This window comes from Verrucosispora sp. WMMA2121 (assembly GCF_027460185.1).
Lineage (GTDB): Bacteria > Actinomycetota > Actinomycetes > Mycobacteriales > Micromonosporaceae > Micromonospora > Micromonospora palythoicola.
In genome coordinates this window covers 351,513-370,954 of sequence record NZ_JAPZBH010000006.1, presented here as the reverse complement: position 1 = coordinate 370,954, position 19,442 = coordinate 351,513, and the positions used below count along the sequence as shown (strand labels likewise).

Annotated in this window: 16 protein-coding genes; 8 read left to right on the top strand and 8 right to left on the bottom strand. The window is 72.5% G+C overall.

Annotated elements, in window-relative coordinates; all coding sequences use genetic code 11:
• Window positions 1-11: 11 nt before the first annotated feature.
• Window positions 12-392, bottom strand: coding sequence for a YccF domain-containing protein (locus tag O7605_RS10630; protein WP_269739030.1), 381 nt, complete (start codon window positions 390-392; stop codon window positions 12-14).
• A 62-nt stretch (window positions 393-454) separates the two neighbouring features.
• Window positions 455-2,566: a cellulase family glycosylhydrolase gene (locus O7605_RS10625; protein WP_269739029.1), complete on the bottom strand. Its 2,112-nt coding sequence runs from the start codon at window positions 2,564-2,566 to the stop codon at window positions 455-457.
• Between the two features lie 162 nt (window positions 2,567-2,728).
• On the opposite strand from O7605_RS10625, the gene O7605_RS10620 reads away from it, so the two are divergent.
• Together O7605_RS10620 and O7605_RS10615 are read left to right on the top strand one after the other, a co-directional pair.
• Window positions 2,729-2,854 (top strand): hypothetical protein, encoded by a 126-nt coding sequence (locus O7605_RS10620; protein ID WP_269739028.1) that lies wholly within the window; start codon window positions 2,729-2,731, stop codon window positions 2,852-2,854.
• 8 nt (window positions 2,855-2,862) lie between these two features.
• Window positions 2,863-4,086: an FUSC family protein gene (locus O7605_RS10615; protein ID WP_269739027.1), complete on the top strand. Its 1,224-nt coding sequence runs from the start codon at window positions 2,863-2,865 to the stop codon at window positions 4,084-4,086.
• Window positions 4,087-4,101: 15 nt separating this feature from the next.
• On the opposite strand, the gene O7605_RS10610 is transcribed toward O7605_RS10615, so the two are convergent.
• The 4 genes from O7605_RS10610 to O7605_RS10595 form a co-directional block, all read right to left on the bottom strand.
• A complete protein-coding gene (locus O7605_RS10610; protein WP_269739026.1) occupies window positions 4,102-4,626 on the bottom strand; it encodes a DUF3558 family protein in 525 nt (174 codons plus the stop codon).
• Between the two features lie 22 nt (window positions 4,627-4,648).
• On the bottom strand, window positions 4,649-5,173 hold the full coding sequence (locus tag O7605_RS10605) for a hypothetical protein (RefSeq protein ID WP_269739025.1): 525 nt from the start codon (window positions 5,171-5,173) through the stop codon (window positions 4,649-4,651).
• A gap of 142 nt (window positions 5,174-5,315) precedes the next feature.
• Window positions 5,316-8,117 (bottom strand): ATP-binding protein, encoded by a 2,802-nt coding sequence (locus O7605_RS10600; protein WP_269739024.1) that lies wholly within the window; start codon window positions 8,115-8,117, stop codon window positions 5,316-5,318.
• Between the two features lie 80 nt (window positions 8,118-8,197).
• Complete coding sequence (locus tag O7605_RS10595; protein WP_269739023.1) at window positions 8,198-9,166, bottom strand: AraC family transcriptional regulator; 969 nt, start codon at window positions 9,164-9,166, stop codon at window positions 8,198-8,200.
• Window positions 9,167-9,573: 407 nt separating this feature from the next.
• Here O7605_RS10595 and O7605_RS10590 point away from each other — a divergent pair, with 407 nt between their 5' ends.
• Both O7605_RS10590 and O7605_RS10585 read left to right on the top strand, forming a co-directional pair.
• Window positions 9,574-10,152, top strand: coding sequence for a hypothetical protein (locus O7605_RS10590; RefSeq protein ID WP_269739022.1), 579 nt, complete (start codon window positions 9,574-9,576; stop codon window positions 10,150-10,152).
• A gap of 412 nt (window positions 10,153-10,564) precedes the next feature.
• A complete protein-coding gene (locus O7605_RS10585) occupies window positions 10,565-11,890 on the top strand; it encodes a cation:proton antiporter (RefSeq protein WP_269739021.1) in 1,326 nt (441 codons plus the stop codon).
• A 57-nt stretch (window positions 11,891-11,947) separates the two neighbouring features.
• Here O7605_RS10585 and O7605_RS10580 read toward each other — a convergent pair whose 3' ends face one another.
• Window positions 11,948-13,651, bottom strand: coding sequence for a hypothetical protein (locus O7605_RS10580; RefSeq protein WP_269739020.1), 1,704 nt, complete (start codon window positions 13,649-13,651; stop codon window positions 11,948-11,950).
• A gap of 314 nt (window positions 13,652-13,965) precedes the next feature.
• Here O7605_RS10580 and O7605_RS10575 point away from each other — a divergent pair, with 314 nt between their 5' ends.
• From O7605_RS10575 to O7605_RS10560, 4 genes are read left to right on the top strand one after another with little or no spacing between them, the layout of a single operon-like run.
• Window positions 13,966-14,799, top strand: coding sequence for an ABC transporter ATP-binding protein (locus O7605_RS10575; RefSeq protein WP_269739019.1), 834 nt, complete (start codon window positions 13,966-13,968; stop codon window positions 14,797-14,799).
• 39 nt (window positions 14,800-14,838) lie between these two features.
• Entirely contained in the window at window positions 14,839-15,822 is a 984-nt protein-coding gene (locus O7605_RS10570; RefSeq protein WP_269739018.1) for an ABC transporter substrate-binding protein, read from the top strand.
• 5 nt (window positions 15,823-15,827) lie between these two features.
• A complete protein-coding gene (locus O7605_RS10565; RefSeq protein ID WP_332317172.1) occupies window positions 15,828-17,924 on the top strand; it encodes an iron ABC transporter permease in 2,097 nt (698 codons plus the stop codon).
• Window positions 17,925-17,952: 28 nt separating this feature from the next.
• Window positions 17,953-18,864 (top strand): siderophore-interacting protein, encoded by a 912-nt coding sequence (locus O7605_RS10560; RefSeq protein WP_269739017.1) that lies wholly within the window; start codon window positions 17,953-17,955, stop codon window positions 18,862-18,864.
• Window positions 18,865-18,913: 49 nt separating this feature from the next.
• On the opposite strand, the gene O7605_RS10555 is transcribed toward O7605_RS10560, so the two are convergent.
• Entirely contained in the window at window positions 18,914-19,429 is a 516-nt protein-coding gene (locus O7605_RS10555) for a 2'-5' RNA ligase family protein (protein WP_269739016.1), read from the bottom strand.
• Between the last annotated feature and the right edge of the window lie 13 nt (window positions 19,430-19,442).

The window sequence follows — 19,442 nt, the reverse complement described above, 5'->3', positions numbered from 1 at the left end:
CCGGAACCGGGTCACGGTGCGGGGACGACCTCCTGCCCCAACGGCCAGATCGCCGCCGGCACGAGCTTGAAGTTGGCCACGCCGAACGGGATCCCGATGATGGTCAGGCAGAGGCCGACACCGGCGACGATGTGCGAGAGCGCCAGCCACCAGCCGGCCAGCAGCACCCAGATGACGTTGGCCAGACCCGAGGCCACCCCGACGCCGGGCTTGGGTACCAGGGTCCGGCCGAACGGCCACAGCGAGTACGACGCCAGCCGCAGCGACGCCACGCCGAACGGGATGGTGATGACGAGCACGAAGCAGATCAGGGCGGCGACACCGTAGCCGATCGCCAGCACCAGGCCACCGCCGAAGATGAGCCAGAGCACGTTCAGCAGGAATCGGATCATGAGCCCATGATGACCGCCGCGCGCCACCGGCCACCCGGTGGGCGGCCGGTGGCGCGGGCCGGTCAGCCGGTGACCCCGGTGACGTTGCTGCCGGACCTGGTGACGCGGTAGGTGACCTGGGCGCCGCTCCAGAAGTGGAAGGTGAGGGTGACCGGCGCACCGTCGCGGACCTCGCCGAAGAAGGTGTCGGTCAACGTGATCCGGTTACCCGGGTAGTCGGGTGAGAAGGCCACGTCGAACTCCTTGAACGACGTCCAGTCGTGCGGGCCGGCGTTGCTGCCGTCGGCGTACCTCGCCTCCATGGTGGCGAGCTGGTCGCCGCGGAACTGGGTGGGGATGGCGAACGCGGCGGTCGTGCCGGTGGCGTTGGACAGCACCGGCGTGTCGTAGGTGATCACGTCGATCCGCCAGGGCACGCCGGCCGAGAACCGGGCCTGGAGGCTGGCGTTGACCCCGTACGCCCGGTTGCCGACCAGCCGGGTGAGCGCGCTCGCGGTGATGGTGAGCTGGTTGCCGGAAACCGTGTAGTCGGTGCCCTGCACCAGGTTGGTGCTGCCCTGGCGCAACCCGGAGAAGGTGGTGCCGTTCAGGTTGAGGGTCAACGACTTCGCGGTGATCGAGCCGGTACGCGGCACGTACACCTGGTCGGACGACGCGGTGCCGGAACGGGTGGTCCAGCTCGACCTGATCTGGGCCCACAGCTCCGGGTCCTTCCACTGGAAGGCGACCCGGTCGAAGTGCTGGCCGTTGTCCCAGAGCTGGGTGGTGATCCGCTTGGTCCGGGCGTAGTGGCCGAGGAACTCGAAGAACTTGAGCTTCTCGCCCTGCTGGATGGTGCCGGTGTGCCGGTCGAAGCCGAGCAGCCCGTACTCGCCGATCACGACCGGGATGTTGCGGGTCACGAAGGCGTTGTGCACCCGGTCGAACGAGTCGGTCAGGTCCTGCTGGGTGGTGGCGTCGAAGCGGGTGCCGCCGGCCACGTTGACGCTGAACGGCCAGTAGCCGTAGAAGTGCACGGTGGCGATCAGGTTGCGGTCGTTGAGCTGGTTGATCGTCGTGGTCAGCTCGTTGATCCGGGCCTGCTCGGAGGAGGTGTGCAGGGTCGGCAGGACCAGCATCCGGGTGGCGTTGACGCCGCCGGAGGCGCGCACGATCCGGTGGAAGTTGACGTTCAACTCGTGCAGCAGCTCCGCGTTCTGGGCGTCGCCGGAGCTGTTGGCGAACTGCGGCTCGTTGACGCTCTCGAAGTGCAGCCTCGGCGAGTGGTCCCGGAACGCGGCGGCGATCTGGGTCCACAGCGCGTTGTAGCGGTTGAGCACCGTGGTCCGGTTCGTCGGCATCTCGTTGATCCACTGCCACGAGTCGTGGTGCAGGTTGATCATCACGTAGAAGCCGTCGTCCAGGGCCCAGCCGACGACCTCCTTGACGCGGTTCAGCCAGGCCGCGTCGATGGTGTACGACGGGGCGGGGCCGTGGTGGTTGCTCCAGGTCACCGGGATGCGGATGCTGTTGAAGCCCTGTGCCCGGATGGCGTCGAGCTGTGCCTGGGTGACGCGCGGGTTGCCCCACGCGGTCTCGTCGGCGCCGACCGCGTCGAAGGTGTTGCCGAGGTTCCAGCCGGGCTGCATCGCGGCCACGTAGGCCATCGGGTCGCCGGCCGGCGGCGACGTGGGCGGCGGGGTCGTCGGCGGGGGCGTGCTCGGCGGCGGGGTGGTGGTCGGCGGCGGGGTGGTGCCGACGCTGCCGGTGCAGGTGACGCCGTTGAGGGCGAACGTGGTCGGTGTCGTGTTGCTGCCCGACCACGACCCGTTGAAGCCGAACGACACGGTCTGGTTGGTGCCCAGCGCGGCGTTGTAGCCGACGTTGCTGGCGGTGACGTCGTTGCCGGACGAGGTGACCGTGGCGTTCCAGGCCTGGGTGACCCGCTGCCCGGAGGGGAACGTCCAGGTCAGTCGCCAGCCGTTCAGTGGGTCACCGAGGTTCGTCACCGCGACGTTCGCGGTGAACCCGCCCGGCCACTGGCTGGGGGCGGAGTACGTCACCCGGCATCCGGCCGCCGCGTGGGCGGTGCCGGCGGTGATCAGGCCGGCACCGGCGAGTAGTGCGGCGATACCGCTGGCGACCAGGCCGAATCGCCATCGTGTCCTGCGGAGTGTGCCCTTCAGCCCAGCCATGACGCTCCTCGCGTGGTGATGGTGTCAACGGGGTGGCTGGCCGGGCGCCGCCGGTCCACCGGAAACATCCGGCCGGCTCGCACCATAAGTTGGGATCATCAACTTTGTCAATCGACGATTCGCGATCTCAACCCTTTCTCTCCAGGTGGGGAAGGTGACCCGATGGGCAAACAGGGTTGCCGGTCGTACCGCAAGGGTGGAACCGACGGCCAGCGGCTCGGTGGCGGCAGCCGGAGCCGGGCGGCACTGGTCCGGCCGGCGGCGAATGAGCGCACCCTCGTGGGGTAGTCGGCGGTGTGGCGGGGGCGGAGGACGACCGGGGCTGGGCGCGTCGTGCCGGTGACCGGTTCGAGGCCGGGGTCGCCGAGACGGTCGGCGGCATCAGCCGGAAGATCAATTGGCGGGAGCGACGCCGGAGCCTGGAGCTGTACGCCATCCTCGCGGTGCAGTCCGGGGTGGCCGCCGCGCTCGCCTGGACGCTGGCGCACGAGCTGCTGAACCACCCGTCGCCGGTGTTCGCGCCCAGCGCCGCCGTCGGCACCATCGCCGCCGCGATCGGGCGGCGGACCCGCCGCACTCTCGAACTGCTGGTCGGCGTGCTGGCCGGCCTGCTGGTGGGCGACGCGCTGATCATGGTGATCGGCACCGGTCCCTGGCAGATCGGCACCGTGGTCACCCTGGCCATCCTGCTCGCGCTGACGATGAGCCGGGGTGGCGCGGTGGTCACCCAGGCCGGCGGTACGGCGGTGCTGATCGCCACCCTCTCGCCGATCCAGCGGGGACTGGAGGTGCCGCGGGTGATCGACGCGGTCATCGGCGCGATCTCCGCCGTGGTGGTGGTGGCCCTGCTACCGGTCAACCCGGTGCGCATCATCCAACGGGCCGCCCGCCCGCTCTTCGCCGCCCTGATCGAACACCTGCACAACGCCGCGGACGGGATGTCCCGATGTGACGCCGGGGCGGTCGCCCGGGCCCGGGACGGGCTGTACGGTCTGACCCCTCAACTGGCACTGCTCAACGACGCCGTCTCCGGTGCGGGGGAGGCGGTGGCGGTGTCGCCGGCCCGCTGGCACCGGCGGCGAGAATTCGAGCACTACCAACGCGGTACCCGCTACCTCGACCTGTCCGTCGGGGGCGGTCAGGAGATGCTGCGCCGGGCGGCCACCGCGGTCCGTGACGGCGAACCGATCCCGGCCGGGCTGGCCGCCGCGGTGCACTACTTCGGTGACGCCCTGGCGTTGTTGCAGGTCGAGGCGGAGAGCGGGCATCAGACGAACCGGTCCGAGCAGTTGGTCCTCAAGGCGGTCGACCGGGCCGCGGAGGCGTACGAGGATGGGGTCGGCTTCTCCGGCAGCGTGGTGGTGGCCCAGATCCGTACCGTCGCCACCGACCTGCTGCGCAGCCTCGGCTGCCACGAGGAGGAGGCCGTCGCGGTGATCCGGCGACGCTTCGAGGCGCAGCGTCACGAGCTGCGGAGTGAGGAGGGGGAGCCGTCGCCTGCCGAACGGAAGGCGGCGTGATCGGCCCGGCCGGACTCAGAGCCGTCCGGCGACCGTCCGGGCCAGCTCGGTCAGTGGCTTGTCGTACTTCGCCGGGTCGTCGAGCCGGACCAGCCGGATCGCCACCCACACCCCGGCGGCCTGGAAGAAGACCGCGCCGTCCTCCAGGTACGCCTCGTCCCCGATTCCGGACAGCGTCTCGAACTCATGGTCGAGGTCACGGTCGACGTCGAGGATCTTCTTGGCCCCGTCGCCCACGTACACCTCCACCTGCGCCAACGGCCCCGACGTCGGCCCGGTGTAGGTGCAGGTCTCGCGGACCGGCACCGGATCCTCCAGGCGGGTGCCGGCCAGCTTCTCGGCGTCCTCCTTGGGCACCAGGGCACAGGCGTCGACCTGCGGTGCCTCGGTCGACGGCTCCGGCTCGGTCGCCTCGCTGGGCGGTGCCGGCTCCGCCACCTCGGTCGGTGGCGGCGGGGCGGCAGCCGGTTCGGCGCTGCCGCCGCAGGCGGTGAGCACGGCGACGGCAGCGGCCGCCGCGGTGAGCTTGAGGTACCTCACGGTCGTCTCCTCGGGGCTGGTGTCACCGGGGCAGGGCGTCGAGCAGCCGGCGCAGCGCCTGCGCGTAGCCGTCGGGCTCCGCGCCGAGACGCTCGAAGCTGCTCAACGTCACGGTGAAGCTGCCGGCACCGCCGACCAGCACCGCCTCGGCGCCGATGTCCTTGACCGCCAGGTAACCCTTACCGTCGCCGTCGAGGTCCGTCACCGTCTGGTAGCTCTGCTCGGCCTGCTGGCGCTGAAAGTCGTAGGTCGTCTCGCCGGCCAACTGGGAAGCGGTCGTCACGGACAGCGCCGCCACCCCCTTGCCGTCGCCGAAGCTGCAGTTGCCGTCGTCGACCATCGACTGGCCGACCAGCTCGGAGACCTGGGCCGCGGTGAACGGGCAGGCCGGGGTCTGGTTGCCGGCACCGTCGGCGGGCAGGTCGAGGTCGGTCTCCGCGTCGGCGTCCGCGCCGGGGCCGGCCGCCGGTGGCGCAGGGTCCGCGCTGTCGCAGCCGGTCAGCGCGAGCGCGGCCACCACCACCACGGGCATGATCAGTCGACGCACGTGTTCGGTTCCCTTCGGACACCGGCCGCGACCGGGCCGGGCAGCTCGACATGGTGTGGGATCGCGCCGGTGAGAAGCCGGTCCGGCGGGAGTGACAGCTCGACGCTACGACCACCCGGCCGTGGATGAATCCGGCGTTTCCCTAGCCTTTGACCGCGCCGGCCGGCGTACCGGCGGTGGCCGTCGACCGGCGCGCCTGTTCGTCGGCTCCACCGACCCGGGCCAGCGCGGCGCCCAGTTCCGCCCGACGGGAGATGCCCAGCTTGCGGTAGACCCGGGACAGGTTGGTCTCGACGGTCTTCGGGCTGACGAACAGTTCGTCGGCGATGGCCCGGCTGGTCCGTCCCTGTGCGGCGAGCCGGGCGACCCGCTCCTCGGTGGCGGTGAGGTCCGACGGTGCGGGCGGCCGCCCGCCGAGCCGGGCGGCCTCGGCCCGGGCCCGCCCGCCGAACACGGTCGCGCCCAGCGCGTCGAACTCGGCCGCCGCGGCGGCCAGTGCCTCCCTGGCCGGGCGCTTGCGGCGGGACCGGCGGTGCACCACGCCCTCGACCAGCAGACACCTGGCCCGGTCCAGCGGCAGCACCTCCGGCGGTACGGCGGACCGCGCGGCGGTCAGTTCGTCCAGGGCGACCGACGGGTCGGCGCCGCTGGCGCTGGCCAGCAGGGCCCGGCTGCGCGCGAGCCCCAGCCGCGTCCAGGGCCGGGGTAACCGCCGGTGCCGCTCCGCCAGCCGGGCCAGGGCGTCCCGCGCCGTGACGAGGTCACCGGCGCCCACGCAGGCCTCGATCCAGTCGGGCTCGAAGCGCTGTGCCAGCGGCTCGACCAGACCCATCCGGTCGACCGTCGCGGCGAGCCGACCGTATCCGGTCGCGGCGTCGGCCATCCGGCCAGCGCAGAGCGCCACGAAGGCGCCCAGTTGCAGGTGGATCCGCCGACACCAGTCGTCGTCGAGCCGCTCACCCAGTCGCAGCCCCTGCTCGGCCACCCGCTGCGCCACGTCGAGCCGGCCGCGCAACGCGTCGAGCAGCCCGGCCAGCCAGATCTCCGCGGTCGCCTCGGTGCCCAGAAGCTCGCCGAGTTCCCGGGCGGCCGCGATGTGCCGTTCGGCGGTCGACCACCGGCCGGCGAGCAGCTCGGTCTCGCCGAGGTGTTTGAGCAGGTCGTACTGCGAGGGCTCGTCGCACCGGGCCGCCGCCAGGTCGAGCATCCGGCCCAGCCGTCGTCGGGCCCGCGCCGGATCGTCGATCGACTTCCACCAGATCGCCGGGATCGTGCCGGCGAGCCAGGACGGTTCCGGCCCCTCCATCTCCAGCGCCCGGTCGAGCAGTTCGACGCGGGGCGGTTCACCGGCGCGTACCTCGTTGAAGAACAGGTGCAGCAGCGCCGCGGCGAGCAGCGTGCGGTCCCCACCGGCACCGGTGAGCAGGGCGATGGCGGCCTCGGCGTGGGCCCGCGCCGGATCCGGCAGGTCGACGAAGAGCGCCAGGTGGGCGTGGATTCGGCCGGCCAGCGGGGCATCCGGACGGGTCGCGGCCAGCGCCCGGCCGGCTGCCTCGACCGCCGTACCGCCGGACTCGTCGGCACTCCACGCGACCACCGCGCGCAGCAGCAGCGCCTCCGCCCGGACGTCGCCGTCGAACCCGGCGGCCACCGCCTCGGCGGCGACCCGTGCCCCGGGATGGTCGCCGCATCCGAAGCGACACCGGGCCGCCGCCAACAGCCGCTGGCCACGATCGGCCTCGTCGTCGGCGGGGGTGAGCCGCGCGGCCGACTCGTACAGGTTCGCGGCGGCCTCCGGCGCACCCCGCGCGTACTGCCGGGCGGCAGCCGCGGCGAGGGCGTCGGCGACCACCGGATCCGGCGAGGTGCTGCACAGGGCCAGGTGCCGGACCCGTTCGTCCGGATCGGTGACCACCTCGGCCAGCCTGCGGTGCAGGCCACGCCGGACGCCGGGCGGGATGCCGGCGCGGACCGCGGCGGCGTAGACCGGATGGGTGAACTCCACCCGGGCCGCCCCGACCACGAGCAACCCGGCCTCCTCCGCGGCGTCGAACAGCGCGGGGGAGATCCCCGCCGCGGCCAGGTCCCGAAGCAGCGGTACGCCCAGCAGGGCCGCCAGCCGTACGGCGTCCCGGCAGCCGGTCGGCAGCCGGGCGAGCACCTCGCCGAGGAGCTGGTGCATCGAGGAGGCCACCGGCAGGTCCTGTGCCGGTTCCGGGGGTTGCGGCAGGCGCTGCACCGCGCGGGTCACCTCGATGGCGACGAGGGGGTTGCCGGCGGCCTCCCGGGCGATCCGGGCCAGCAGCGAACGACTCAGGGCGGCGCCGACCCGCTCCCGCAGCAGGTGGTGCAGGGCACCCACGCCCAGCGGGGCCAGGGTCAGCCGGGTCAGTCGGCCGGGCCCGGCGTCGAGCCCGAGTGGCGCGATCCGCGGCGCCGGGGTGTTGTCGGTGCGGCAGCTGACCAGGATGGACAGCCCGGGCCCGACCCGGCGAAGCGCGAACCGCAGCGCTCGTTCGCTCGGCCGGTCCAGCCACGGCGCGTCGTCCACGGCGACCAGCACCGGCCGGCCGGCGGCGAGGGCCGCCTCCAGCAGCGAGCGGGTGGCGGCACCGACCACGCGCTCGTCGATGGTCTCGTCGCTGTCCCGCAGGAGCAGCACCACCTCGGCCGCGACCCGCTGTGGGCGGGGCAGCGCCGCCACCAGGTCCGCCAGTGGGCGGAGCAGGTCGGCGAGGGCGGCGAAGGGCAGCTCGGTCTCGCACTCGGTCGGGGAGCAGCTCAGCACCGACCAGCCGGCCCGATTCGCCTCGGTGACCAGTTCCCGGAGCACCGTCGTCTTGCCGATGCCGGCCGGGCCCTCCAACAGCACCGAGCCCGGCTCGCGCAGTGCGCGCCAGGACTGATCGAACACCCCGTCGCGGCCGACGAGCGTACCCCGCATGGTGCGATTCTGGCATTGATGCGGTGGGGCGGCCATCATGCGGACGGTGGCCCGCCCCTGGCGGTCGGCCAGCGCGGCCGTCAGGCGTGCAGGGTGCGGCTGGGCGGGAACCCGTAGGTGGCGTGGTAGCGCGCGGTGAACCGGCTGTGGCTGAGGAACCCCCACCGCGAGGCGATCGCCGAGACGGTTTCCCGCCGCGGGTCGGCCTGCATCAGGTCGCGGTGGGCACGGTCGAGCCGGACCCGGCGCAGGTACGCCATCGGGGTGGTGTCGAGGTGCCGGCGGAACGCCAGTTGCAGGGTCCGCAACGAGACCTGGGCGGCGGCGGCGATGTCGGCCGCACCGATGTCGCGGTCGGCGTACTCCTCGATGAACGCCGTCGCCCGGCGCAGCGTGGCGGTGGTGGCGGCCCGTTGGTCGAGGGTGGACGACCAGCCCGCGCTGGTGTGCGGGAAGACCGCCAGGGCCGACGCGGCCAGCATCCGGGCCGCGTTGGCGATCACCAGGGGCTCGCGGTACGCGTATGGATTGCCCAGCACGACGTGGTGGAGGTAGCTCGTGGTGTGTCGCCACAGACCGGCCAGGGCCGGGATGGCGGGGATCAGCCCGGTGAACCGGATCCTGCTCGCCCGGCCGGCGGGCGCGGTGCCGGTCACCCGGTCCAGCACGGAGGGACTCAGCAGACAGGCGGTGATCCTGCCGGGCAGCCAGCGCATTGAGCAGGCCAGGTCGGGCAGGGTGGCGAGGAAGACGTCGCCCGGCCCGAACCGTCCGTGCGCACCGGCGCAGGAGCGGTCGACGCGCCCGCTGACGACCTCGCAGATCACCAGGGCGGTGGACGGGCCGACATCGATATCGAGCTGGGTGGACTGGTCCAACGTCTCCCACCAGAACGAGCCCGCGTCCACCCGGTGGTGGCGGAACCGGTAGCGGGCGTCGACGGCCGCGCGGATGGTGAGCGTGGAGTGGTAGGCGTGGGCCAGGTAGTCGTGGATCGTTTCCGGGTCGCCGCTGTCGAACCGGTGGGTGGTCGGCACCTTCGTCTTCAATACGTCTCCATCGACCTGGACGGAGGGCGCTTCGGCACGCCGGGACGGCACCCGACGGGACGTGGTGGATCCGGAGAGCGGTAGGACATGCGGAGCCAGGATTCCCATCGATGGTATCCACAAAGGAAGGAGTCCCATGAAGTTTTCGTGGCACATCCGTCGCGCCGGTGGATCTCGCTCGTTGTCGATGTCAGGGGAGTTTCGTTTTCGGGCTAGTCGGTGCGGTCCGGCTTGCGCGATCCGGGCTAGCCAGCAACCGTCCGTGGCCGTGATCATGCGAAGGGTGTCGAACAAGGGCAATTGTTCGCCTAACGGATAGGGGTGGGGCGTTGGAGACCAAGGATCCGACTGACATCGTCCGACTGGCGACGGCTGAGGCACTCCGGCGGGTCGCCGGTGAGACAGACTTGACCGGCATCGTGGGATCCCGCCTGTCCGACCTGGGTGGAGCGCTGCGGGAGGTGCTGCGCTGCGCCCTGGTGGCGCAGCGGGTGGTGGCACCGACGCGACTGATCGCGCTCTGTCGCGATCTCGCCCTCGGGCCGGACGCCTTCGATCTGCTGGGTCACCACCTGCTGGGTGCCGTGGTCGGCTATCGCCCGGGGCCGGACGCGCTGGTCCGGGTGGGCGGGGCGCTCGGACTGGCCCGTCGGGAACTGTTCACCGATCGACATCCCGCGTCGGGCGGTCCGTACCGATTGCCGACCCGGGTCGGCCGACGCAACAGTGCCGCCGTGCGTTACCGCTCCGCCAAGCCACCGGAGCACCTGCCCTCGCCGCCGAGTTGGACCTGCACCGGCTGCGGGCAGGAGTGGCCGTGCGCGATCAAGCAGAGTCAACTGCTCGCGGAGTTCGGCGGGGCCCGCGCCGCGCTCGCGGTCTACCTGGGCTCCTGTCTGCTCGCCGCCGCCCGGGACCTGCCCGGACTGCCGCTGGCCCGGGCGCGCAACCGCTTCCTCGGCTGGCTGCCACGCCGGCCGTTCTGACCGGCCCGGCGGCCGTATGCCGCGTCCGGTGGTCCCGGTCTCGGATGAGCCCGTGACCCCCGGGCGCGGCGGTGTCACCGGTCGGCGTCCCAGCCGACCCGATATCGAGCGAACCTCGCCGGGTGCGGGGGAAGGTCCCTTCTGGAGAGCGGAGAGAGACTCGACCAACCAGACCTTTCGTCGTTTCCACCGGTGGTACCGGGGTGGCAACCGGGCCGGGTCGTGAAGTGTCCGCCACCGGACGGCCGAGGACGCCGAGCCACTCTTGTCGCGGCTCCGGACCGGATCTAGCATCGTCGATAATTCCTCCGGGGGGAATTTCGGTCGAGCGCTGTTTCCGTTGCCGTGTCAATCGAGAAGTGGATGGCTCATGCCTTCGATGCTCGAAATTGCCATGCATCTTTTTCTGCAGATGGCCGTGATTCTGGCCGTCTATCGACTGATCTGGCCGCTGTTTCGCAGGTTGGGGCAGGTGCAGGTGGTGGCCATCATGGTCGCCGGTTTCCTGCTGGGCCCGTCGCTGTTCGGGCTGTTGTGGCCGGCGGCGCAAGAATGGATGTTCCCGCTGACATTGCAGGTCGGCGGCGAGGCCATACCGCACCCCTCGCTGACCGCTATTTATGTCATCGGGCAACTCGGCCTCGTCGTCTACATGTTTCTGGTCGGTTGCTCGTTCGATCTGGGTATTCTCCGTGGGCACGTCCGGCAGGCCGGGGCCACCGCCTCGGCCGGGCTCGGCGTGCCGCTGCTGCTCGGTGGCGTGCTCGGCTGGTGGCTTACCGTCCACAGTGACGAGTACTTCAGCGCCGGGGTGGCCCCCTGGCAGGGCGCACTGTTCATCGCCTCGGCCATCGCCATCACCGCGTTCCCCATGCTGGCGTGGATCGTGTACGACTCGGGTCTGCTGCGCACCCGGCTCGGTACGATGGCCCTGGCCTGCGCGGCCTCGGACGACGCGTGCGCCTGGGTGCTCCTGGCGATCGTGGTGGCCACGGCCGCCGGCGGGATCGGCGGCGGTGTGGTGGCCCTCGGTGGTGGGCTGGCGTTCCTGCTGTTCATGATCTTCGTGGGTCGGCCGTTGCTGCGCCGACTCGACGGCTGGGCCGAGAGCCGACGCGCCGTCGGTGAGACGGCGGCACTGCCGGTGGGGCCGCTGACCGTCACGCTGACGGTGGTGCTCCTCGCCGCCTGGTTCACCGACTTCGTCGGCATCTACTCGGTCTTCGGTGCCTTCGTCGCGGGTGCGGTCATGCCGCGGGGGCGCTTCGTCGACGCGCTCCGGGAACGGGCCGAGCCGCTCGCCGCGTACCTGCTGCTACCGGCCTTCTTCATCTACTCCGGGCTGAACACCAAGCTCAGCCTCATCTTCGAGCCGTCCGTGCTGCTGGTCGCCGCCGTGGTACTGGCGGCCTCCTTCCTGGGCAAGTTCGGCGCCGTCGGGCTCGCGGCCCGGTGGCAGGGCATGACCTGGCGGGAGGCCGGGTCGATGGGCGCACTGGCCAACGCCCGAGGGCTGATGGAGCTGATCCTGCTCAACATCGGGCTCTCCGCCGGCCTGGTGAGCCAACAGCTCTACACGGTGCTGGCCATCATGGCCATCGTGACCACCTTCGCCGCGACTCCGTTGCACCGGCTGTTCGAGCGGGGCGCACGGCGCAAGGGTCTGGTCTACGGCCCCTCCGGACTGGTGCCGGATCCGACCGCGCGGGAGCCGGAACTGGCAACCAGCCGGTCCTGACCGCAGCGGGCCGCCCACCCCGTCGTTCGGGGGTGGGCGGCCCGTCGTCGGTCGCGCTCAGTTCGCCGCGGGTTCCGGCGCCCGGTCGGCCGCGGTCGCGGCCGGCGGTTCCTCCGCCTCGGACTGCTGGTTCCCGGCCTGACCGGCGAACCAGTCGATGCCACCCGGCCCACCTGCCGCCACCGCGGCCGCCGCGCGAGCCACCGGATCCACCACGGGACGTGCGCCGTGCTCCGGCTGCGGGTGACCCGGTCGGCCGCCGGCCACGCCGTTGCGCTCCCGACCCGCCGGGTCGGTGGCGTCGGTGACCGTGCGTTGTGGATCCGACCCGGCCCGCTCGGCGTCACCCTCGGCTTCGGTGGCCACGTCCTCGGCCCGACCACCGGCCGCCGAGGCCACCTCGCCATCGCCCGCCGCGGCGGCGTCGCCACCGGTTCGGGACACCCCGAGTCGGGCGGCCACCATCGGGTACTCGGCGGTCTCGCCGCCACCGGCCGCCGCGGCCATCACCGCCGCGGCCGCCAGATCGGCGACCCGCTTGGCCTCCCGCTGCACCCGGGCCCGGGTCTCCTTGGCGTGCCGCTCGGCGGCCTCGGCCGCCCGGCGCACCTCGTCCAGCCGCTGGCGCTCCGCCACGAGTTCGTGGCTGGTCTCCTCCAGCAACTGCCGCAGCCGGGTCAGCTCGGTCTCGGTGGCGTCCTTGGTGCGGCGGGCGGCGTCGAGTTGCTGCTCGGCGTCGTCCAACTGCTCGTGCAGCTGGGCCAGGGCCTGACGCTGCTCCCCGACCTCGAGCTGGACGGCGTGCAGCTGTTCCTCGGCCGCCGCGGCCTGCTCGTCGCTGAGCTTGCGTACCTCGGCCGCCTGCTCGTCGGCGCGCTTGCGGATCTCCGCCGAGTACTGCTGGGCGTCGGCGATCATCGAGCTGACCCGCTGCTCGGCGGCGGACCGCTGCGCGGCCAGCTCGCGCTCGACGGCCGCCCGCTGCTCGGCCAGGTCCTCCTCGGCCGTGGCCCGCCGCTCGGCCAGCTCCTCCTCGACCGTGGCCCGCCACTGCGCCAGCTCCTGCTGGCTCTTCGACCGGGCCGCCTGGATCTCCTGGTGGATCTGGGTACGCGCCGAGGTGGTGAGCGCCTCCGCCGCCGAGCGGGCCTGCTCGACCTGCTGGCGGCACTGCTCGCCGATCCGCTGCGCCTCCTGTTGCGCGCGCTCGTGCGCGGCCTCCCCGTCGGCGCGCAGCTTGTCGGCCCGCTCGCGGCTCTCGGCCAGCTCCGCGTCGGCGGCGGCCCGCAGCTCCTCGTACGTCTTCTCGTGCTCGGCCCGCCGGCCGGCCAGCTCCTCCTCGAGGTCGGCAAGCGCCTTGACCGTGCGTTCCCGCGCGTTGGCGAGCGTCTTCTCCGCCTCCGCCTGGAGCTTGGTGGCCCGCTGGCTGTGCGTCTCGATGATCGCCGCGGCCTGCTTCTCGGCCAGGTCCAGGATCTGGCCGACCATCGGGCCGACGTCCTGGAAGGTGGCCTTGTCCACTTGCGCCGGTCGCTGCCGCAGCTCGGCCATCTCGCCCTGCACCGCCTGAAGCTTTCCGGTCAGCTCCCGTAGCTGGGCGGTGGCCCGGTCCCGTTCCGCCGAGACCGCGGCGAGCCGGCCGTCGATCTGCTCGACGTAGCGTTCCACCTGCCGTTTGTCGTACCCACGCAGGGCGACCTCGAAGTTCGGCCGCGAGGCCAGGTCGTCGCGGACTGCGAACGGTTCCTCGCCGATGGACATGCCCCATCCTCCGTAGGATCGAAGAGCGCCACGCCGGCGGGCCGGCGGCGGATGACGCGCAACGTTACCGCTGCTCCGACTGCTCTGTCGTCCCACCCCGGTACGGATTTCGGGCCGCCTGACGGGTGGCCCGGCATCGGCGTCCCGGCCCGATCGCAGGTGGCGGCTCGTCACGGCGTGCGCCACCGGGGCTGGCCGGCGAGGCGGCTCGGCGCATCGACGGCGGTCCAGCAACGCCGAGTGACGGTCGGGGTTCGGAAGGGTGAGACGGACCCACGTCTTGACAGGCAATTAGGTTAGGTTAGCCTAACCATATGTCGAGCGGACTGATGTCGAACGACGCCGAGCAGAGCCTACGCGGTGTCGACCTGTGCCTGGGCTACCACGGCACGACGGTGGTGCACGGCGCGGGTATCGCCCTGCGTGCCGGCACGGTGACCGCTCTCGTCGGCCCCAACGGCAGTGGCAAGTCCACCCTGTTGCGGGCGCTGGCCCGGCTCCATCCGGTGGACCGCGGCAGCGTGCTGTTCGCCGACGGCATCGCCGCCGCGGGCCTGCCCGCCAAGGAGTACGCCCGCCGGGTCACCCTGCTCGCCCAGAGCAGGCCGGTCCCCAACGGCGTCACCGTCCGCGACGTCGTCGGCTACGGCCGCCACCCCTACCGGGGCCGGTGGCGCGCGGACGACCCGGACGGCCCGGCCGCCATCGCCCGCGCCATGGAGGTCACCGGCGTCAGTGTGATGGCCGGTCGGCCGGTGGACGAGCTCTCCGGTGGCGAGTTGCAGCGGGTCTGGTTGGCCACCTGCCTGGCCCAGGACACCCCGGTGCTGCTGCTCGACGAGCCCACCACCTTCCTCGATCTGCGGTATCAGGTCGGGATTCTCGACCTGATGCGTGACCTCGCCGACGACCACGGCGTCGCGGTCGGCGTCGTGCTGCACGACCTCAACCAGGCCGCCGCGGTGGCCGACGAGGTGGTCCTGCTGCACGGTGGCCGGGTCCGCGCCACCGGCACCCCGGTCGAGGTCTTCACCGAACCGGATCTGACCGAGACCTACGGCATCCGGATCGAGGTCAGCACCGACCCGCTCAGCGGGTTGGTGACGACTCGCCCTGTGGGCCGACACCTGGCCCGAGTCCCGGTCTGAGCACAGACCGGTCACGACACCCACCCGAGAAAGAACATCATGTCCCGTACCCGTGTAACCGCCCTGCTGGCTGCCGCCACCGCGGTGCTGCTGGCCGCCTGCGGCACCACCGAGAACACCACCGAGCCCGCCGCCGCCACCTCCGCCGCCAGCGGCCCGGTCACCGTCACCGACAGCCGCGGCAAGGAGGTCAAGCTCGACGCCCCCGCGACCAAGGTGGTCGGTCTCGAATGGGGCGAGGTCGAGATGCTCGTCAGTCTCGGCGTCATGCCGGTCGGCGTCGCCGACCCCGAGGGGTACGCGACCTGGGTCAGCGCTGCCAAGCTCGACCCGGGCGTCAAGGACGTCGGCACCCGCGGCGAGCCGAGCATCGACTCCATCGTGGCGTTGCAGCCCGACCTCGTGGTCATGGAGGACGACCGGGGTGCCAACGTCATCACCCAGCTGGAGAAGTACGTCCCGGTCGTCGTGACCAAGGGCAGCGACGCCTCGGACAACCTCGGCCGGATGCGGGCCGACCTGAACATGATCGCCGCCGCGGTCGGCAAGACCGCCGAGGCGGAGAAACTGCTCGCCGACTTCGACGCCGCCATCGCCGACGGCAAGAAGAAGATCGCCGACGCCGGTGCCGCCGGCAAGCCGTTCGCCATCGCCGACGGCTGGAAGGAAGGCAGCACGGTCAGCATCCGGATGTTCGGCGAGGGCGCGCTGGTCTCCCAGATCGGCATCCAGCTCGGCCTCACCAACGCGTGGACCGGCGAGACCGACCCGGCGTGGGGCCTGGGTCAGACCGACGTCGAGGGCCTGACCGTGCTCAAGAGCCCGGACCTGCACTTCTTCTACAACGCCTCGGACGGCACCGACGTCTTCGCCGACGGGCTGAACAGCAACGCCATCTGGAAGTCGCTGCCCTTCGTCAAGCAGGGCAACCTGCACCGGATGCCCGACGGAATCTGGACCTTCGGCGGGCCGCTGTCCGGCAAGCAGTACATCGACCAGCTCGTCACCACCTACGCGGGGTGACCATGCTGTCCGCGCCCTCGCGTCCGGAGCCGGCTGTCCAGCCGGCTCCGGCCGGGCGCGCCTCGGTTCCGCGCGTCGTCGGAATCTTCCTCGCGGCCACCGCGCTGCTGCTGGTGGTCGTGGCGGTGCACCTCACCCAGGGCACCTCCACCGTGGGCGCGCTCGACCTGCTCCGCCTGCTGACCGGCGGTGACGACGAGACCGCCCGGGTGTTCGTCGCCTCCCGGGTGCCCCGGCTGCTCGCCGGACTCACCATCGGTGTCGCCCTCGGCTTCGCCGGCGCGGCGTTGCAGTCGATCGCCCGCAACCCGCTCGCGTCCCCGGACACCCTCGCCGTCAACGCCGGTGCCCACCTCGCCATCGTCTCGGTGGCCGCGTTCGGCATCGCGCTGCCCGCGTTGCCCGCCGGTGGCCTGGCCTTCTGCGGGGGCCTCGCCGCCGCCGGCCTGGTCATGGCGATGTCCTCCGGCGGCCAGGCCGGCACCACCCGGCTGATCCTCGCCGGCTCGGCCACCGCGCTGGCGCTCAGCTCGGTGACCATGCTGCTGCTCCTGCTGTTCGAGCAGGCCACCATCGGCCTGTTCGCCTGGGGCAACGGTTCGCTGGTGCAGAGCGACCTGGACACCCTCACCCAGCTCGCCCCCGTGATCGTGGCCGCCGTGGCGACGCTGATGTTCTTCGGCCACCGCCTCGACATCCTCGCCCTCGGCGACGACACGGCCACCGTGCTCGGCATCGACGTACGCCGTACCCGGCTGGTCGTCACCGTGCTGGCGGTGCTGCTGTCCGCCGCGGCGGTCACCCTCACCGGCCCGGTCGGCTTCGTCGGCCTCTGCGCGCCGGTGATCGTCCGGCTGCTCGGCCCCCTGGTGCCCGGTGTCCACCGGCACCGGATCCTGCTGCCGCTGTCCGGCATGGCCGGCGTCATCATCGTCCTCGGCTCCGACGTGCTGCTGCGAGCCCTGATGGGTGGCCAGGCCGGCGTCGACATCCCGACCGGCGTGGTGACCACCCTGTTCGGCGCGGGCATCCTCATCTGGCTGGCCCGTCGGCACCGCGACGCCGGCCCCACCCGCCGCCCCGCCGGCGGCCACGCCGCCGTACGCTCCGCGGCCTTCCACCGCACCGTGGTGGCGGTCGCCGCCACGGTCACCGTCGCGGCGGTGCTGCTCGGCATGCTCGCCGGGGACACCTGGCTGCTGCTCGGCGACATCGTCAACTGGATCAACGGCAGCACCGGGCCGGCGTACACCTTCGTGCTGGACCAACGGTGGCCGCGCGTCGCCGCGGCGATGCTGGCCGGCGCGGCCCTGGCGGTCGCCGGCACCACCGTGCAGGCGGTCTGCCGCAACCCGCTGGCCGAGCCCGGCATCCTCGGCATCACCGCCGGGGCCGGACTGGGCGCGGTATCGCTGCTCACCTTCGTGCCGCTGGCCGGCGTCTGGGCCGTCTCCGGGGTCGCCGGACTCGGTGCCATGCTGGCCTTCGCCCTGGTGTACGGCGCGGCGTGGCGCGGTGGTCTCAGCTCCGACCGGCTGGTCCTGATCGGCTTCGGTGCCTGGCAGGGCGGCATGGCCATGATCACCTTCATGATCGTCGCGTTCGACCCCTGGAACACCGGCAAGGCTCTCACCTGGCTCTCCGGCTCCACCTACGGGCGGACCGCGACGCAGGTGCTGCCGGTGGCGATAGCCCTGCTGGTGCTCACGCCGGCCGTGGTCGCCGCCCGGCGCGAGCTGGACCTGATGACGCTCGACGACGACACCCCACGGGTGCTCGGCGTCCGGCTGGAACGCACCCGACTGATCGCGCTCGGCGCGGCGGCCCTGCTCACCTCGACGGCGGTGTCCGCCGTCGGTGTGATCGGTTTCGTCGGCCTGGTCGCTCCGCACGCGGCCCGGGCTCTCGTCGGCGGCCGGCACACCCGGGTGCTCCCGGTCGCCGCGCTGCTCGGCGCGGCCCTGGTCAGCCTCGCCGACACGCTCGGCCGCACCGTCATCGCTCCGGCTCAGATACCCGCCGGGCTGGTCACCGCCATGATCGGCACCCCCTACTTCGTCTGGCTGCTGTGGCGGTCCCGCGCCGCCACCCCGTCCCGGTAAGCGCACCGACCCGACCCGGAGAGGCATCATGACCCACACTCTGCCCGTCGCACCGTGGCGGCTGTTCGCCGTCGAGGTCCGCGCGGTACGTCGGCTCAGCCCGTCCTTCGTCCGGGTCACCTTCACCGGTCCCGACCTGGACCGCTTCGCCGACAACGGCTACGACCAGCGGATCAAGCTGGCGTTGCCGCTGCCCGGCCAGGCCGGCGTGCTCCTTCCGCAGGGGCCGGACTGGTACGCGCGGTGGCGGGCCCTGCCGGATCACCAGCGCAACCCGATCCGGACCTACACCGTGCGCGCGGTCCGGCCGTACCTGAGCGAGGTCGACGTCGACCTGGTGCTGCACGGCGACGGTGGACCGGCGACCCGGTGGGCCCGCCGGGTCCGCCCCGGTGACGAGATCGCCATCGTGGGTCCGGACTCGGCGTACGGCGGTGACCACGGCGGCGTCGAGTTCCGGCCCCCGTCGACCGGTCGCCTGCTGCTGGCCGGGGACGAGACGGCGGTGCCGGCGATCAGCGGCATCTGCGAGCGGCTGCCACTCGACGCGCGCGGTCGGGTGCTGCTGGAGGTCCCCGAGGCCGGCGACGCGCTGTCGCTGGTCACGCCGCCCGGTGTCGAGGTGACCTGGCTGCCCCGGGGTGCCAGTGGGCACGGCAGCCGGCTCGTCGCCGCCGTCGCCGCGGCCGCAGACGAACTGCTGGCCAGCACCCCGGTCACCGGCGACGGCCCGGTACCGGAACCGGTCGACGAGGTGGACGAGGACCACGAGATCCTCTGGGAGGTACCCGACGCACACCCGACCGCCCCGCTCTACGCCTGGCTGGCCGGAGAGGCCGGAGTCATCCGTACCCTCCGCCGGCACCTGGTCACCGAACGCGGCCTGGACCGCCGCGCGGTGGCCTTCATGGGCTACTGGCGCCACAACCACCCCTCCTGACCCTCATCGACCCCACCCCACCCGCCGCCCCAGGGGCGGGAGCGGTCTGTCAGGGGAGGGGGTGGGAGATGTTGCGGGCGTGGTCGGTGAGGGCGGCGGCGACCACCGTGGCTTCCAGCGGGAGCACCTCGAGGCAGCGGCGGACGGCGGGGGCCATCAGCGCGTTGGGGACGCGCATGGACAGAGTGCAGTGCGGCACCCACCGGCCGGGCCGGTAGTGCTCCACCAGCGGCACCCCGCCCGCGACGAGCAGGTCGTGCACCCGCCGGTGGTGCGCCAGCAGCTCCGGGGTGGGTACCGGGCCCAACCAGAGCACCCGACCGACGAACTGGCCGGCATGCTGGAACGACAACCGCAGCGGCGCCGCCACCGTGGTGCCGGCCAGCGCCGCCGTCACCTGCTCCGGGTCGAAGCGCGGCGCGACCGCGAGCGAGACGTGTGGCCGGTGCCGCTGCGCCAGCAGGGAGCGCATGCTCTGCACCCCCTCGGCCTCCAGGGCGTCCCACAGCACGCGGATCCGCCGGGTGGCGACGGTGTCCAGGTACAGCTCCAACGCGGCGACCACATGATCACTGTAG